The organism is Wenjunlia vitaminophila DSM 41686 (assembly GCF_000380165.1).
Lineage (GTDB): Bacteria > Actinomycetota > Actinomycetes > Streptomycetales > Streptomycetaceae > Wenjunlia > Wenjunlia vitaminophila.
In genome coordinates this window covers 33,821-50,281 of record NZ_KB904660.1, presented here as the reverse complement: position 1 = coordinate 50,281, position 16,461 = coordinate 33,821, and the positions used below count along the sequence as shown (strand labels likewise).

Annotated in this window: 15 protein-coding genes and 1 riboswitch; of the genes, 10 read left to right on the top strand and 5 right to left on the bottom strand. The window is 72.0% G+C overall.

The genetic code is table 11. The features are described from left to right. Positions 1–2: 2 nt before the first annotated feature. From A3IG_RS29245 to A3IG_RS0110210, 3 genes are all read right to left on the bottom strand, one after another. Positions 3–851: an enhanced serine sensitivity protein SseB C-terminal domain-containing protein gene (locus tag A3IG_RS29245; RefSeq protein ID WP_051087448.1), complete on the bottom strand. Its 849-nt coding sequence runs from the start codon at positions 849–851 to the stop codon at positions 3–5. A gap of 286 nt (positions 852–1,137) precedes the next feature. Further along, on the bottom strand, positions 1,138–1,935 hold the full coding sequence (locus A3IG_RS0110215) for an enhanced serine sensitivity protein SseB (RefSeq protein ID WP_018383465.1): 798 nt from the start codon (positions 1,933–1,935) through the stop codon (positions 1,138–1,140). A 96-nt stretch (positions 1,936–2,031) separates the two neighbouring features. Further along, positions 2,032–2,748 carry an AAA family ATPase gene (locus A3IG_RS0110210; RefSeq protein ID WP_078500251.1) on the bottom strand — a complete coding sequence of 239 codons (717 nt, stop codon included), beginning with the start codon at positions 2,746–2,748 and terminating at the stop codon, positions 2,032–2,034. A 137-nt stretch (positions 2,749–2,885) separates the two neighbouring features. Next, a riboswitch (glycine riboswitch) is annotated at positions 2,886–2,995 on the top strand. Between the two features lie 149 nt (positions 2,996–3,144). Here A3IG_RS0110210 and gcvT point away from each other — a divergent pair. From gcvT to A3IG_RS0110175, 7 genes are all read left to right on the top strand, one after another. After that, positions 3,145–4,323: a glycine cleavage system aminomethyltransferase GcvT gene (gene gcvT, locus A3IG_RS0110205; protein ID WP_018383463.1), complete on the top strand. Its 1,179-nt coding sequence runs from the start codon at positions 3,145–3,147 to the stop codon at positions 4,321–4,323. Between the two features lie 323 nt (positions 4,324–4,646). Next, entirely contained in the window at positions 4,647–5,024 is a 378-nt protein-coding gene (gcvH, locus tag A3IG_RS0110200; RefSeq protein WP_018383462.1) for a glycine cleavage system protein GcvH, read from the top strand. 248 nt (positions 5,025–5,272) lie between these two features. After that, positions 5,273–6,550: a serine hydroxymethyltransferase gene (gene glyA, locus A3IG_RS0110195; protein WP_018383461.1), complete on the top strand. Its 1,278-nt coding sequence runs from the start codon at positions 5,273–5,275 to the stop codon at positions 6,548–6,550. Between the two features lie 132 nt (positions 6,551–6,682). Further along, positions 6,683–8,065: an L-serine ammonia-lyase gene (locus tag A3IG_RS0110190; protein WP_026220104.1), complete on the top strand. Its 1,383-nt coding sequence runs from the start codon at positions 6,683–6,685 to the stop codon at positions 8,063–8,065. Between the two features lie 410 nt (positions 8,066–8,475). Next, positions 8,476–8,679 (top strand): cold-shock protein, encoded by a 204-nt coding sequence (locus tag A3IG_RS0110185; protein WP_018383459.1) that lies wholly within the window; start codon positions 8,476–8,478, stop codon positions 8,677–8,679. Positions 8,680–9,014: 335 nt separating this feature from the next. Next, a complete protein-coding gene (locus A3IG_RS0110180; RefSeq protein WP_018383458.1) occupies positions 9,015–10,508 on the top strand; it encodes a DEAD/DEAH box helicase in 1,494 nt (497 codons plus the stop codon). A 262-nt stretch (positions 10,509–10,770) separates the two neighbouring features. Next, positions 10,771–11,079: an SCO5918 family protein gene (locus A3IG_RS0110175; RefSeq protein ID WP_018383457.1), complete on the top strand. Its 309-nt coding sequence runs from the start codon at positions 10,771–10,773 to the stop codon at positions 11,077–11,079. A 402-nt stretch (positions 11,080–11,481) separates the two neighbouring features. Here the strand turns inward: A3IG_RS0110175 and A3IG_RS0110170 are convergent, their stop codons facing one another. Then, positions 11,482–11,820, bottom strand: coding sequence for a MerR family transcriptional regulator (locus tag A3IG_RS0110170; protein ID WP_018383456.1), 339 nt, complete (start codon positions 11,818–11,820; stop codon positions 11,482–11,484). 714 nt (positions 11,821–12,534) lie between these two features. Between A3IG_RS0110170 and A3IG_RS0110165 the strand changes: the two genes are divergently transcribed. The 3 genes from A3IG_RS0110165 to A3IG_RS0110155 all read left to right on the top strand — a co-directional run bounded on the left by A3IG_RS0110165 (position 12,535) and on the right by A3IG_RS0110155 (position 14,570). Further along, positions 12,535–13,104 (top strand): toll/interleukin-1 receptor domain-containing protein, encoded by a 570-nt coding sequence (locus A3IG_RS0110165; protein WP_018383455.1) that lies wholly within the window; start codon positions 12,535–12,537, stop codon positions 13,102–13,104. Positions 13,105–13,395: 291 nt separating this feature from the next. Next, positions 13,396–13,881 (top strand): anthrone oxygenase family protein, encoded by a 486-nt coding sequence (locus tag A3IG_RS0110160; protein ID WP_040911187.1) that lies wholly within the window; start codon positions 13,396–13,398, stop codon positions 13,879–13,881. Between the two features lie 95 nt (positions 13,882–13,976). Next, positions 13,977–14,570, top strand: a complete 594-nt coding sequence (locus A3IG_RS0110155; RefSeq protein ID WP_018383453.1) for an anthrone oxygenase family protein — start codon at positions 13,977–13,979, stop codon at positions 14,568–14,570. 13 nt (positions 14,571–14,583) lie between these two features. Here A3IG_RS0110155 and A3IG_RS29240 read toward each other — a convergent pair whose 3' ends face one another. After that, positions 14,584–16,461: an SPFH domain-containing protein gene (locus A3IG_RS29240; RefSeq protein ID WP_018383452.1), complete on the bottom strand. Its 1,878-nt coding sequence runs from the start codon at positions 16,459–16,461 to the stop codon at positions 14,584–14,586.

Genomic DNA, 16,461 nt, shown 5'->3' with positions numbered 1-16,461 from the left:
TTCTAGTACGGCCTGCCGGGTTGGTGCCAGCCCGGTTGGGAGGGCCATGCCGGTTGGGGTGCCCCGGGAGCGGGTGGCCAGGTCGGCGCGGGAGCCGGGGCCGGGATCGGGGCGGCGAAGGCATCCCGGTCGAAGAACGGCCGCTGGTAGGCGCGCATCCACATGGCCACCTGGTCGTACTCGTCGGCCATGACCACCGTCGATATCGGCAGGCCCTCCGGCGCGCCACCCAGACAGTGCTGCATCATCTGCCGCACCGCCTCCATCGCCTGCGGTGCGGTGTCGTACAGGTCCAGCCCGATCGCCAGGTAGGGATCGCCCAGCGCCGGGTGCACCCACGCGCGGCGCAACGAACGCACCACCGGTGTGTGGTGGGCGGCCTGACACAGCAGGGCGTAGAAGTGGTCCAACGGCAGGGTCGGCTCGCTGAGTTGCAGCGGGCCGGCCGGCAGCCGGTCCAGGCCGGTGGCGACGCGGCGCAGGTCGAGCCAGGGGACGCCCACCCCGCCGCCCGGAGCGTGCGGGTTGAGCCAGAGCCCCCAGCGGGTGCGGAACAGGGAGTTGGCGATGGTGCGGCCCTGGATGATCTCGTGGGAGCGGTTCCAGCCGCTCGCGGAGAGCTCACGCGCCGACGTCACGCAGGGCGCGTAGCCGTAGCCGTCCACGTCCATGTTCCCGTACTGGGCGTCGGGGGAGCCCGGTTGCCCCTGCCAGAGCAGCATCCACACCTGGTCCTGGGCGAGCGCCCTGAGCAGGGCCTCGTAGGCGTCGTACCGACCGGGCGCGACCTGGTGCAGCAACTGCTCGACCTGGCCGGCCGCCGCCGCACCGCCTCCCACGCCCGCGCTCACCGTCGCAACCGCCCTTCTATCGCCGTCCCAGACCGCGCACACCTGTGCGCCGCCGCCATCAAATCAGGTTACGGGTCCGTAGCCGGCAAGGTCCCCGATGACTGTCCTAGTCTTGCCGTTCGGCGTTCCCCCCGCCCCGCTTCCGCCCCTTCCCGTCGCCTGGCGGCCGGCGGACGGGGGCCGGCACGCGACCGGGTGCCGCACCGTCACCCTGCGCCATGGCGCTCGCAGATGGCTCGGCCCGGTAGCGGCGCGAACCCACTGGTGACCGACCGGTCAACGTCGGTCACTCGCGGGTGTAGAACGGCTCCACCCGCTCCAGCATCCAGTCACCGACCGGGTCCTGGGCGATGTCGAGCAGCACGCAGTTGACCGCCCAGGGCAGTGGGACGACGCCCAGCGCCCGGCCCAGGGCCTGCATCGCGGCAGCCCGGTCCTCCTCCTGCCAGCGGTCCAGCTCGACCCCGACGAAGAGCGCCGGGGGCCCTCCCTCGACGCTGCCCAGCGCCCGCCGCGCGGACAGCACCACCGGGGTCACCGCCAACTCGCCCGCCGCGGTCGCCAGGAAGTCCACCGGCTCGCTGGCCGAGTCCGGCTCCCACAGCCGCACCCTGGCCCCCTGACGCGCCGCCCTGAGCTCCCCGTGGCCGGTCGGGTCGGTGGCGTCCGCCCGGGGGTCGACGGGGCTCCGGCACAGCTCGGGAACCGCGGCCGGCGGGACGGGCACCGCCACCGCGCCGTCGGGGTTGACCACCACGCCCACCTGGGGCGGGAGGCCACGGGCGAACTCGTACATGGGCGCGACGGCACAGGGCATGGCCCCCGCGACCCGCCGGAACTGCTCGGGGGAGCTGAACACCGGCACATAGGTGACCCCGTCGAGCTCGACGGTGGGCAGGTCCAGGTCCGGGCTGTCGGGGCCGCCGCCGGACGGCAACGGTATCCACACCTGAGCCCCGGCCAGCGCCTGGAGCAGGCGGGGAGCGACCTCCGGGTGCCCCACCGACGCGGCCAGCACCTGCTCGAGCTCGTTGCTGGGGAACCCGGCCACCGAATCACCGTATCCCTGCGCCGGGATGCCCATCGCGCTCCACCCGCCCCTCACCGAACCCCGTCGGCGTACCGTTCCGCACTTCCGCCCCGATCTTGCCAGCTCCGTCCGGGAACCCCGCGCCGGTGTTCAGCCCCCGAAGGAGATCCGGCGGAGTTCACGCGCGGCCGGCCGGTCGATCAGCACCGCTGAGACGCACCCCGGGGGCAGGGCGGAGCCCGCGGCCCCAACGGCCCGCACGGCGCCCTCGACCAGCCGCTGGCAGGCCCGCCGGTGCCGGGCGAACGCGTGGTCGGACACCCGGCGCCCGCGCGCCCGCTGTCCCTCGACGGCCACCTCGGGGGGCACGTCGAGGACGAGCAGGTGCATCCCCCGGCCCCGTCGCCGCGCGAGACGGGCCAGCCCCGACCGCACCCAGGGCACAGAACCGCAGTCGTGCACCACCAGGCTGAGTCCGGAACGGGCCGCGCGCAGCAGCCGGCAGTAGTGGGCGACGCGGACCACCGGCCGGTACACCAGGTAGGGGACCCAGCGCGGCAGCCGCCGTTCCCAGCGCTCCCGCACCTCCTGGGAGTCCAGGCACCGCACGGTCCCGCGGGCGCCGGCGACCGTCCGGTCGATCAGCGTGCTCTTCCCGCTGCCCGGCAGCCCCGAGACCACCACCACGTCGCCGACCGGGTAACACAGCGCGCGCACCGCCCTCGTCGGGTGCGGTCCCGGGCCGCGGCGGAGGTCGAGCACCCGGTCAGGCCACACCTGTCGGGTCCGCGCCGACGGGACGTACGCCCGCCCCGAAGCGGTGCGAGCGGCCCCTCCGCCCGTCGCGGGGACACACACCGTCGTCATGCCTGCGTTCCGCCACCACACCGGTTCGCCCTTCCCCCAAGGTCATCCCCCGACTCGTCCAAGAAAGGGTAATGGCGTATCCCGACGGTGCACCGGAGCTGTGCGATGATGTGCCGGTCAATTCCATACCGGCCGTTCGAGGCCGCGCGGGAGAGTCCCCGTCCACGACGCCGGTTGTCGTGCGTGGGGCGCCGAAGGAGCAAGTCCTCCCCGGAATCTCTCAGGCAACCGTAACCGCGTGGGCGAGGCAGTTCTGAAAAGCGGACCCTCGGCCTGCCGGCCACCGGTCCCACCCAAGGTGCAAGCCGGGCCCCTCGCTGGCCCCGGCGAACCTCTCAGGTTCCGATGACAGATGGGGAGGACCCGCCTCCCCGTACGCCCACCTCGGAGCCCGTGATGACCAGCGAACAAGGCAGCACCAACGACATGCGTGACGGCACACCGCCCACGGCCGGGTCCGCGCCCCGCAGGACCCCGCTTGACGCGGTGCACCGCCGGCTCGGCGCGACCATCGCCCCGTTCGCCGGTTGGGACATGCCGCTCCGCTACGGCAGCGAACGCGAGGAGCACCTCGCGGTGCGCCAGCGGGCGGGCCTCTTCGACCTGTCCCACATGGGGGAGATCACCCTCACCGGCCCCGGGGCGGGGGCGGCGCTCGACCACGCGCTGGTCGGGTACCTGTCCGCGCTGGCGGTGGGGCGGGCCCGCTACACCATGCTGTGCGCCGAGGACGGCGGCATCCTCGACGACCTGATCGTCTACCGCACCGGGGACGAGGAGTTCCTGGTGGTGGCGAACGCGGCCAACGCCGAGCGGGTCCTTGCGGAACTGCGGTCGCGGGTCGCCGGGTACGCCACCGAACTCCGCGACGACCGCGACGCCTACGCGCTGGTCGCGGTGCAGGGCCCGGCCGCCGCCGGCATCCTGGGTCGGCTCACCGACGCGCCCCTGGCCGGGCTGAGGTACTACGCGTGTCTGTCCGGGACCGTCGCCGGTGTCCCCGCGCTGATCGCCCGCACCGGCTACACCGGCGAGGACGGCTTCGAGCTGTTCGTCCCCCCGGGGGACGCGGAGCGCCTGTGGGACGCGTTGACCGACGCCGGAGCGGACGACGGGCTCGTCCCCGCGGGCCTGTCCTGCCGGGACACCCTGCGGCTCGAGGCCGGCATGCCGCTGTACGGGCACGAACTGACCGACGCCACCACGCCCTTCGACGCCGGCCTCGGCCGGGTGGTCCGGTTCGACAAGGGCACCGGGGACGTTCGTTTCGTCGGCCGCGAAGCCCTGGCCAGGGCCGCGGAGGCGGCTGCCGGAACGCCCGGGAGGGCCCTGGTCGGCCTGGTCGCCGAGGGACGGCGGGTGCCCCGCGCCGGCTACCGCGTGACCACCCCGGACGGAACGGTGGTCGGCGAGGTCACCTCGGGCGCGCCATCGCCCACCCTGGGCCGCCCGATCGCCATGGCGTACGTGGACGCCGAGCACGGCGAGCCGGGCACGGAGGTCGCCGTGGACATCCGTGGCGGCCTGGAACCGCACCGGGTGGTCGCGCTCCCCTTCTACCAGCGCCCGCGTTGACCGGACGGCCAAGCGCCCCGCCCACCCAGCACCGCGGGGCCGGCCGACCCACCAGCCCCTGACCGCGCGGCCACCCACCGGCCAGGAGCGGGCCGCCCCGGTCGCGCCGCCGCTCCGCCCCTCCCTCCTCCAACCGACCCAGCCGTCCCCGGCCCGGTCCCCCGGGCAACCGGGCAACCGGGCAACCGGGCAACCGGGAGCCACCCGGGTCGGTGAACACCGTGGCCGCCATCCCGGCCGCACCCCGTTCCCGGGGACACTCCCAACGGGTCCCCTGGACCCCCTCGTACGACCACCTCCCACGATCCAGGAGAATCCCTGCCATGAGCACCCCAGACAACCTGCGTTACAGCAAGGAGCACGAGTGGCTGTCCGCCACCGTGGACGGCGTGGCCACCGTGGGCATCACCGAGCACGCCGCCAACGCCCTCGGCGACGTGGTCTTCGTCGACCTGCCGCAGGTGGGCGCCACCGTCTCCGCCGGCGAGGTCTGCGGCGAACTGGAGTCCACCAAGTCGGTGAGCGAGCTGTACTCCCCGGTCTCCGGCGAGATCACCGAGATCAACCAGGACGTGGTGGACGCGCCGGCCCTGGTCAACTCGGGGCCCTACGAGAGCGGCTGGCTGTTCAAGGTGCGGGTGTCCGAGGAGCCGACCGACCTGCTCGGCGCCGACGAGTACGACGCCTTCACCCAGTCCTGACCCGCCCGGTCCGGTCGGCCCGCCCTGCATCCGCCCCGGAGCACAGCACGGTCATCCGCCCCGGACCACAGCGGTGTCCTGTTCCGGCGCCCCCACCGACGGGCGCCGGAACAGGACACCGGCACCATCCGGACCGGCACCACCGGCCGCACCGTTCCCCGTCCAACCCGGCACCCCGGCCCCGGACACCGCCCATGCCTGCCGCTCCCCCACCCCCGCGGGAACACACCCAGAAGGAACCCATGTCCATGACCCCCCAGTCGATGCTGAACAGTCCGCTGCACGAGTTCGACCCCGAGGTCGCCGCCGCCGTCGACGCTGAGCTGCACCGCCAGCAGTCCACGCTTGAGATGATCGCCTCGGAGAACTTCGCCCCGGTGGCGGTGCTCCAGGCGCAGGGCTCCGTCCTCACCAACAAGTACGCCGAGGGCTACCCTGGCCGCCGCTACTACGGCGGGTGCGAACACGTCGACGTGATCGAGCGGCTCGCCATCGACCGGGTCACCGCGCTGTTCGGGGCGGAGGCGGCCAACGTGCAGCCGCACTCCGGCGCCCAGGCCAACGCGGCGGCGATGTTCGCCCTGCTCCAGCCGGGCGACACCATCCTGGGCCTGGACCTCGCCCACGGCGGGCACCTGACGCACGGGATGCGGATCAACTTCTCCGGCAAGCTCTACAACGTCGTCGCCTACCACGTGGACGCCGAGACCCACCGGGTGGACATGGAGGAGGTGGAGCGGCTCGCCAAGGAGCACCGCCCCAAACTGATCATCGCGGGGTGGTCCGCGTACCCCCGGCAGCTCGACTTCGCCGCCTTCCGGGCCATCGCCGACGAGGTCGGTGCGTACCTCATGGTGGACATGGCCCACTTCGCCGGCCTGGTCGCCGCCGGGCTGCACCCGTCCCCCGTCCCGTACGCCGACGTGGTGACCACCACCACGCACAAGACCCTCGGCGGGCCCCGCGGCGGGGTGATCCTCTGCCGTGACGAGTACGCCAAGAAGATCAATTCCGCGGTGTTCCCGGGGCAGCAGGGCGGCCCGCTGGAGCATGTGATCGCGGCCAAGGCCGTGGCGTTCAAGGCCGCCGCCTCCGAGCAGTTCCGGGAGCGCCAGCAGCGCACCCTGAGGGGCGCTGGCCTGTTGGCCGAACGCCTCACCCAGGCGGACGCCGTCGATGCGGGCGTGTCCGTGCTGACCGGCGGCACCGACGTGCACCTGGTCCTGGTGGACCTGCGCGCGTCCGAACTCGACGGGCGGCAGGCCGAGGACCGCCTGCACACGGCCGGCATCACGGTCAACCGCAACGCCGTCCCGTTCGACCCGCGGCCCCCCATGGTCACCTCCGGACTCCGGATCGGCACCCCGGCCCTGGCCACCCGCGGGTTCCAGGAGGCCGACTTCCGTGAGGTCTCGGACGTCATCGCGGAGGCCCTGAAGCCGGGCTTCGACGACGCGACGGCACGGCAACTGCGGTCGAGGGTCACCGCGCTCGCCGAGGGGCACCCGCTGTACCCGTCCCTGTGACCGATCCAGCAGGCGGTGGCGTTCGGCGCGGCGGGGCACCGCGCCGACGCGTCCGGTGACGCACACTGGACCGAAGCGGTGCCCCGTCGCGTGTCCCTCGTCAGGCACCCCACCACCGACAACGGAGTCTCCGTGGCCATCAGCGTGTTCGATCTCTTCTCCGTGGGCATCGGCCCTTCGAGTTCCCACACCGTGGGGCCGATGCGGGCGGCGTCGATGTTCGCCTGGCGACTGAAGAAGGACGGGTTGCTGGCCCAGACCGCCTCGGTGCGGGCCGAGCTCTTCGGCTCGCTCGGGGCGACCGGCCACGGCCACGGGACCCCGAAGGCGGTGCTGCTCGGACTCGAGGGGCACGTCCCGCGGACGGTGGACGTGGACCGGGCCGACGCCGAGGTGGCCAGAATCCGGTCCACCGGCCGGCTGCGCCTGCTGGCCACCGAGATAGGCGCCACCCACGAGATCGACTTCGACGAGCAGAGCCACCTCGTCCTGCACCGCCGCCGCTCGCTGCCGTACCACGCCAACGGCATGGTCCTGCGCGCCTTCGCCCTCACGGGGCAGCCGCTGCTCGAGAAGACCTACTACTCGGTCGGCGGCGGTTTCGTGGTGGACCAGGACGCGCTCGGCGAGAAGCGCTTCAGGCCCGACGACACAGTGCTGACCCACCCGTTCCGGACCGGCGACGAACTGCTGCGCCTGGCCCGGGAGACCGGCCTGTCCATCTCGGCCCTGATGCTCCAGAACGAGCTGGCCTGGCGGACCGAGGAGGAGGTCCGGGCGGGGCTCTTGGAGATCTGGCAGGTGATGCGGGCCTGTGTCGCCCGCGGCATGTCCCGCGAGGGCATCCTGCCCGGCGGCCTGAAGGTCCGCCGCCGGGCCGCCACCGCGGCCCGCGCCCTGCGCTCCGAGGGCGACCCGGTCAGCCGCGCCATGGAGTGGGTCACCCTCTACGCCATGGCCGTCAACGAGGAGAACGCCGCCGGCGGACGGGTCGTGACCGCCCCCACCAACGGCGCCGCCGGGATCATCCCCGCCGTGTTGCACTACTACACCGAGTTCGTCCCCGGTGCCGACGACGACGGGGTGGTGCGCTTCCTGCTCGCCGCGGGCGCCATCGGCATGCTCTTCAAGGAGAACGCGTCCATCTCCGGGGCCGAGGTGGGCTGCCAGGGCGAGGTGGGGGCCGCCTGCTCCATGGCGGCCGGCGGTCTCGCGGAGGTCCTGGGCGGCAGTCCTGAGCAGGTGGAGAACGCCGCCGAGATCGGCATGGAACACAACCTCGGCCTCACCTGCGACCCGGTCGGCGGCCTGGTCCAGATCCCGTGCATCGAACGCAACGGCATGGCCTCGGTCAAGGCGGTCACCGCCGCCCGCATGGCCCTGCGCGGTGACGGCCGCCACCACGTCTCCCTGGACAAGGTCATCAAGACTATGAAAGAGACGGGTGCCGACATGAAGGTCAAGTACAAGGAGACGGCGCGCGGCGGACTCGCCGTGAACGTGATCGAGTGCTGAGGATCTAGCTCTGACCTGCACAGACGCACTCCGCCTGCGGGCGGGGTGCTGGTCGGCGGGGACGGGGGCCTCCGGTTCGCCGCGGAGCGCTGGGGGCGGGGACGAGGACGAAACGCGGGGTGTGCTGCTCCGTGGTCTGTGCTCGCGAGATGAGAGTTTGCAGGACCGCGTGGTGAGAGTTTTTGCCGCAGTGAGCGGAGTGGAATTATGTAACCGGCGAAGGCGGCTGCGGCGTGCTACTGTCGACCTCAGTTGCAGTTGTGGTTCCCAAAACTTCAAGTGCCCCCACTCGGCTCCTGCCGGCGGGAGCGTTTTGTATTTCCGGTCGTTTTCCGGGGCGGGTAATCATCGCGGCGACACGGCGTCCGCGCGGTGCGGATTCCGTTGCACTGCCCCAAAGGAGACATGACATGGCTAGTGGTACCGTGAAGTGGTTCAACGCGGAAAAAGGTTTCGGGTTCATCGAGCAGGACGGTGGCGGCCCTGACGTGTTCGCCCACTACTCGAACATCTCCGCCCAGGGCTTCCGTGAGCTGCTCGAGGGCCAGAAGGTGACCTTCGACATCGCGCAGGGCCAGAAGGGCCCGACGGCCGAGAACATCGTTCTTGCCTGACGCCGACGCGAACTTCGTAGCTGGCGCCCGCATCCTTCGGGGTGCGGGCGCCAGCTACACGCGTTTCCCGCGACGGTCCCACCGGCCGCGGAGCGATCCACAGTCCCACCACGCACAGATCCCGTTCAGGGACGCAGGCGCATCCTTAAGAGCTACACCGCAGTCGGCGCCCGGATCTTCACGCACTCCCGCGTCACCAATTTCGGCACCTACGCCCGCGTGGATTTCCATCGGCCAGCGTGCTTGCTATTACCACCGGCCCATACTTGCAATTCTCCATGCCGCTCACCGCTGCGGGGATTCCTTGATATGCGCCGCATCAAGGAAGGTTCCGCATGAACCGCAGTCACACGAACGACCGCTCGTCCCGCACCCGTAAGGGCGGTGCCCACGCGGGGAAGGGCGGCAGCCGCTTCGGCTCGCCGGCGGCGCGCCGTTCCGGCGGGCCTGCCCGTTCCGGCGGTCACGGCCGCAGGACGGCCGCCGTGCGGGGTGAGTTCGCACTCCCCACGACGGTCACCCCCGCGCTGCCCGCAGTTGAGGGCTTCGCCGAACTCTCCATGCCCAAGCAGTTGCTGGCCGAGCTCGGCAGGCAGGGTGTGAGCGCACCGTTCCCCATCCAGGCCGCGACCCTGCCGAACTCCCTGGCGGGCCGTGACGTCCTGGGCCGCGGGCGCACCGGTTCCGGCAAGACCCTTGCCTTCGGCCTCGCCCTGCTCGCCCGTACCGCCGGACAGCGCGCCCAGCCCCGCCAGCCGCTGGGGCTGGTCCTCGTACCGACGCGTGAGCTGGCGCAGCAGGTGACCGACGCGCTCACTCCGTATGCCCGAACCGTCAGGCTGCGGCTGGCCACGGTGGTGGGCGGGATGTCGATCGGCAAGCAGGCCGGCGCGCTGCGAGGCGGCGCCGAGATCGTCGTCGCGACCCCTGGCCGGCTCAAGGACCTCATCGACCGTGGCGACTGCCGACTGGACCAGGTGGGCAGCACAGTCCTGGACGAGGCCGACCAGATGGCTGACATGGGGTTCATGCCGCAGGTCACCGCGCTGCTCGACCAGGTTCGTCCGGAGGGGCAGCGGATGCTGTTCTCCGCCACCCTGGACCGTAACGTGGACCTGCTGGTGCGCCGCTACCTGACCGACCCCGTGGTGCACTCGGTCGACCCGTCGGCCGGTGCGGTCACGACGATGGAGCACCACGTCCTGCACGTCCACGGCGCCGACAAGCACACCACCACGACGGAGATCGCCGCCCGCGACGGCCGCGTGATCATGTTCTTGGACACCAAGCGCGCCGTCGACCGGCTCACCCAGGACCTGCTCAACAGCGGGGTACGGGCCGCCGCGCTGCACGGCGGCAAGTCGCAGCCGCAGCGCACCCGCACGCTGGCGCAGTTCAAGACGGGTCACGTCAGCGTGCTGGTCGCGACCAATGTCGCGGCGCGCGGCATCCACGTCGACGACCTCGACCTGGTCGTCAACGTGGACCCGCCGACCGACCACAAGGACTACCTCCACCGCGGCGGCCGAACCGCTCGCGCCGGCCAGTCCGGCAGCGTCGTCACCCTCGTCACACCGAACCAGCGCCAAGCCATGGTCCGCCTCATGTCGGACGCCGGCATCCGGCCGCAGACCACCCAGGTCCACTCCGGCGACGAGGCCCTGCACCGGATCACCGGCGCCCAGGCACCGTCCGGTATCCCGGTCGTCATCTCCGCACCGGTGGTCGAACCCCCCAAGCGCGGCGCCTCCCCACGAGGCCGACGCCGCCCCGCTCCGGCGACCAGGCGCGCGTCCGCACGCAAGTCCGCCTTCGACGCGGCGGCCTAGGACCCCCGTGGTCCTCCGTGATCGAGACGGTGGTTGAGGCCGTGGACCCGACCGCGCCGGAGGTCCGTGACGACATCGGCGTCGAGGGCGCCGGCCGTCATGGCCACCGCACGCACGGGCCGACTGGTCGTCCGCGAACCCGGACGACCAGGGCACCGGCCAGGTCACCCAGGCCGAACCGAGAGCCCTGGGCTTCCTCTCCCCCACTGAACCGCCCCGCCACCCCGGCCGGACGGTTCTCCCCTCCTCCCTGCGAGGTCACATGCGCTGCGTCATCGCCCGCTACCCCTTCGAGCTCACCAAGATCGGCGTGCTGGAATCGATGAAGGGCATCAAGCCCGAACCAGGCACCGGTGAATCCGTGACCATCGGCCGCCGCCGCTATCCCGTCATGCAAGTCGGCCAGGTCATCACCCGCCAGGACCGCCGTGATTTCACCGCCGGCGAAGTCCTCCGGGCCATGGAGCGGCTCGGCTTCACCTGCCACACCCTTCCCAAGGCCGCACCCGCACGCCCCCTCAGCCCGCTCCAGCAGGCCTCCGCGATGCTCGGCGCTCCCACGCCCGCCTGACCGGGGGAACCAGGACCGAGCGGCACCTGGACAGCGGTGTGGGCCCGACGGAACGCGTCGGGCCCACCACCGCTCGCAACGGGTTTCCGTCGCAGTGGTTGCACAGTGGCCGGAACAGCCGAAGTCGCCCGTGGCCCAGGCGCTGACATCGGTGACCGCAATGCGGTATGTCCCGCCTGCTCGGGGACACCGACCGCGCCCTGCCTGATCCGGGCGAGATGAGAGTGCAGATGAGGGGCCGTCCCCCCTCTTCGCGAGCGTCCGCGAGAGAACACCGAACTCCTCGGCGTGCCAGCCGACGTCCCTGCCCTGAACGTCACCCGCGGCTTCCCCGGACGCTTCTCCCGCCAAGGCTTCCCCAACCGGCCCCGACGAGGTGTCCCCCTGGAACGCCCATCCGTCTCAGGTCGCGGTGGGCGGGTTCGACGACTCGGCGGCGCGGCGGTATTCGGCGTTGATCCGCTGGGCTTCTTCGAGCTGGTCTTCGAGGATGATGATGCGGCAGGCGGCTTCGATGGGGGTGCCCTGGTCGACGAGTTCGCGGGCTCGGGCGGCGATACGCAGTTGGTAGCGGGAGTAGCGACGGTGGCCGCCGGCGGAGCGGAGCGGGGTGATGAGGCGGGCCTCGCCGATGGCGCGGAGGAAGCCCTGGGTGGTGCCGAGTACTTCGGCGGCCCGGCCCATGGTGTAGGCGGGGTAGTCGTCGTCGTCGAGACGGCCGTACGAGTCGTCTGCTGTCATTGAACCCTCTCATGGAACGCATGGAGGGGCCTGGGTGCCGACCGGCACCCAGGCCCCGAAGGAACTACTACACCATCTGCCAGCGTCAGTACTGCGCTGGCCTTCTGTTTCCGCCGGCCCGACCGGAATGCTGCCGGGGCCGCGGGGATCGCGGTTGCTTGACCGGAGACCACCTCACTATCGATGTCCTGCGGTACCCGGACTCCAGACTTCCGCCCGGGCGATCCTGATGGCGTTCGGCTCCTCCGTTCTTCCCTCAGTGATCAACGGCATACTGCGCACTTCTGGTGATGCGAACTTCTGGTGATGCGAACTGCTCAGCGGCCTGTCGCAGCGCCACCCTCCAGCAGCCAGCCCCGTCGCCGTCCTGCAACCGCTCTGGCTTCGGAACTCCACCACCGCACCGTCCTACGAACGGCAACGATCTGTACTGCGAGTACTGCTGCCTGGCAGTTCGTCCTCTGCCAGGCCCTGCGGACCCTCTAGGTTACGAGAGAAACTATAGCCACACCACCATCCAATGTCTACTGTGGCCGACACAGATTTCTGGGTGCTCGGCGGTGAGGTAGTCGGCTTCGAACGGTGACGGGGCAGAGGCACAGTCCGCCACCGACCCGGAACGCGACGCGGTGGCGAGTCCCGTGAGCGCGGGACTCCGGCGTCCACGGGCGGGCGCCGTTCCCCCCGGCGGGGAACCGCCCTAGCCTTTCGTCCGTGGACACGACGGGACTGCTCCTCGGCGTGGTCGGCACGATCGCCGGTGTCGTGAGCGCCTACTTCGGCTATGTGGCGGTCCGCCACCAGCTCACCAGACGCTGCCAGCCCCCCGCGCCCGCGCCCGGACCTCCGCCCGGCGGCACCGGCCCCACGGAGTTCGACGTGTACGTCTCGTACGCCCCCGAGGACGCCGCCTGGGTGCGGAGGTTCGCCCGGGGACTCTCCGAGCGGGGGGTGCGCGTGGCGTACGACGAGGTGGTGAGCCGACCGGGTGGGGTCCGGGTGCACACCGTGGAGACCGCGATCCGCGCCTCGGCCCACGGACTGCTGGTGTTCAGCCCCACGTCGATGCGGAGCGGGTGGGTGGCCCAGGAGTACGCCGCCCTGGTGCAGCAGTCGATCGAGTCGGGCCGGGTGTTCGTCCCTGTGGTGATCGGCGACGTGGAACTGCCCGGGTTCGCCGCCACCCGGTACTGCGCCGACTTCCGCGCCTCGGGCGACGGGGCGGACGGCGACGGGTACGAGCGAGCCGTGGGAGAGGTCGCACGGGCGCTGCGGACGGCATGACCGCCCCCCGGCGGACAAGGAGGAGCGCACGGGGACGTGGACGCTCGCGCATGTCCGTGAGGGTTTCGGCCATGGGGTTCCCGCGGCCGGCCAGGTTGACTGGGGCCGTGGCCGCGGCGCAGCAGCGCGGCGGCACGGACGGAGGGACCGAACGGTGCAGCACTCAGGAGCGGACACGCCGCGGGGCCCGGCCGCTGCGGCACGGAGCCGCAGCCCGCGCCGGACGCGGACGACCGACGGTGGCCCGCACCCGGCCCGCGTCGCCACGGTCCGGCACGGGCGGTGGGCGGCGTGAACGGGGCGGTCACCGACACGTTGCTGCTGCTCGGCTGTGTCGGGTCGGGCGCGGTGGGCGGGGTCTTCTTCGCCTTCTCGTCGTTCGTGATGCCGGGTCTCGCCCGACTGCCGGAGGTTCAGGGCAGCGCGGCGATGCGCGCGGTGAACGTGGCGGCGGTGCGGCCGGCGTTCCTGTCGGTGCTGATGGGCACGGCGGTACTGGACGCCGTCGTGGTGGTCCTGGCCCTGCTGGACGTGTCGGCGTCGGGATCGGTGCCGGCGCTGCTCGGAGGGGTCCTGTACCTGGTGGGCGCGGTCGGGGTGACGGCCGCCGCCAACGTGCCGCGCAACGAGGCGTTGGAGCGCAGTACCGCCGACGGCGCCGAGGCCGACCGTGAGTGGCGGGCCTACCTGCGCGGCTGGACCCGCTGGAACCACGTGCGCGCCGTGGCCGGCCTGGGCGCGGCGGCGGCGCTGGGCGCCGCACTGATCGCCCGTTAGGGCCGGGCCACTGCCGCGGGACCCACCCACCAACGCACCCAGGTGGACCACCCCTGCCCTCCCCCTCCCCCACCCGATCCTGCCCCGGAGCATTGATGAACCACCCCGCCGCCCCCACGACCACGCCCCCTGCCACCGGCCGCCGCTGGTCCGGTGCCGTCCTCGGGCTCGCGCTGCTCACCACCGGACTGGTCGCCGGTCTGTTCTTCGCGTTCTCCTGCGCGGTGATGCCGGGCCTGGCACGGGTCGATGACCGCACGTTCGTGGAGACCATGCAGGAGATCAACGTGGCCATCCTCAACCCGGTGTTCTACACGGCGTTCATGGGTTCGCTAGCGCTGTGCGCCGTCGCCGCGGTGCAGCAGCGTCGTCTCGGGCGGCGCCACGTGCTGCGCTGGGTGCTGGCGGCGCTGGTGCTGCACGCGCTGCTGTTCCTGGTGACCAGCGCGATCAGCGTGCCGCTCAACGAGGAGTTGGCCGACGCCGGAGCGGCGCCGCGTGACCCGGGCGCCGTCCGGGAGCGGTTCGAGACGCCGTGGGTGGCCTGGAACGTGGTGCGCTCGGTGCTCTCGGCGGGCGCGCTGGTCTGCCTGGGCGCGGCCGTGCAGCGGCACGGCCGCGCCGGGGCCGGCACCGGGGAGCCGCACGCGGCGGTCTCCCGGGCCGTCCACCGGGCGTCGGTGCGTTGAGCGGGACCGGGGCCTACACCTGCCGCTCGCCGAGCGGCTTCCCGTCGGGCCCGGGCGCCTGCGCCAGCGCTGACCTGCCGGCGCGCCACTGCGCCGCGTCGATGAGTTCCAGGGCCCGCTGCATGGGCAGGTGTGTCAGCAGCGACTCCGCGTCCCCGCTGACGACCTGCGGGACGTTCATCTGCTTGAGCTCTGCGAGGAAGTACTGCATCGCGATGGTGTCCCGGCCGAGCAGCTCGATCCTGCGCTCGAGGGTCGCGACGTCCAACAGGCGGCGCTCCCGTTCCGTCGCCAGCTCCGCCTGGCGGATCTCCGAGGTGATGCGGACGTTCTTCAACTGCGCTTCCAGTTCCTGGGTGCGGATCTGTTCCGTGGACACCCGCTTGCGCGCGGTGTTGAGGTCGCCGTCCAACGACTCGACCTCGCCCAGGTTGGTGCTCGCCGCCTCCACGCCCCACGCGGCGAGGGCGTTGCGGACCTGCGCGGCCAGGTCGGTGCGGATGCTGGCGTACCGGGTGAGGAACTCCTCGACGGTGGACTCGGCGGCGATCCCGTTGAAGTAGGTGTCCACGGCGCCGCCCAGCACCCGTTCCACGAACCGCTGGACCGGAGCGGGGTTGTCCACCAGGCCGCCCATCCCCGAGCTGGAGGAGTCCCCGAACTCACTGACCAGCCGGGGAGCCGCGGTCCGCGGGATGTTGAGGGTCTGCCTGAGCTCCACCTGGAGCTGGTGGCCCTGCACGTTGACGCTGATGCGGTCCAGTGCGGCGTCGTAGTTGTCGGCCTGCGAGCTGGCCTTCTTGCTCCAGTCCAGGATGAGCAGCCGGGTGGGGATGAGCACGACGCGGACGAACCACGGGTTGAGCATGGAGACGGCGCCCTCCCCCAGGGTCTCCTCCTGCACGCCCCGCCACCCGCCGTTGGCGAGGAACACCCAGGGGAGCCGGAACCCACTGTGACCGGGGATCAGCGGCCCCACCCGCTTCTCCCCCCGCTCGGGCTCGGCACCGTCCAGGGCGATGACCACACCGATGTGGCCCACCGGTATCGAGATCTCCCTGAGGTGCCGTGGCCGCAGCCCGGCCTGGTCGGACCGCGCCGCGGTCGCCTCGGTGATCACGTCGAAGAGGTAGGGGTTGATGTCGTAGTGGGTGCCGCCGGTGAGGATCGCCAGTTGCCTGCCCTGTTCCCCGCCGCCGCGGAGGAACGCCGCGCCGTCCTGGAAGCTCTCGCACTCCACGAACCTGCCGAAGGGGCGGTCCGGGGGCCGGATGGCGCCGTCCTTGGCGATGACCAGTCCGATGGTGCCCGGTGGCACGTAGGTCCTGGGCACCATCTCGACCTTGAACAGCGCGGTGTTGATGTAGTACGAGCTGTCGCCGGGGAGGACGGTCAGTTGCCTGCCCTGCTCACCACCGTTCCGCAGGAAGGCCACCCCGTCCTGGTAGCTGTCGCACTCCACCTGACGGCCCAGGACGCGGCGGGGGTCGCGGCGGGCGCCCTCGGTGGCGACGACGACGCCGATGTGGTCCTCCGGCACGTGGACGCGCGGGACGAACTGGACGTGGAAGAGCGGGGGAGGCAGCCAGTAGAGGTGTCCCGGGAGCAGCGTGCGGGCCTGCGTGCCACGGGCGTTGTCCGGGTTGATCCGCTTGAAGCGCTGGTCGGAGGGGGCGCGTCCGAACCGTCGGTGGACGATCCCGACGTGGTCCGCCGGCACCATGCACAGACCCGCCCAGGCGCCGAGCCGGCTCGCCCCGTACCGGGCGACGCTGCGCGGGGCCGGACGTCGCCCCGGTGGGCGGGCTTCGGACTGGCCGGACGCGTAGCCGACGACACCGACCAGCGTCACCACCCCCACCACGACCACCGCCACGAGTAAGAGCGTCAT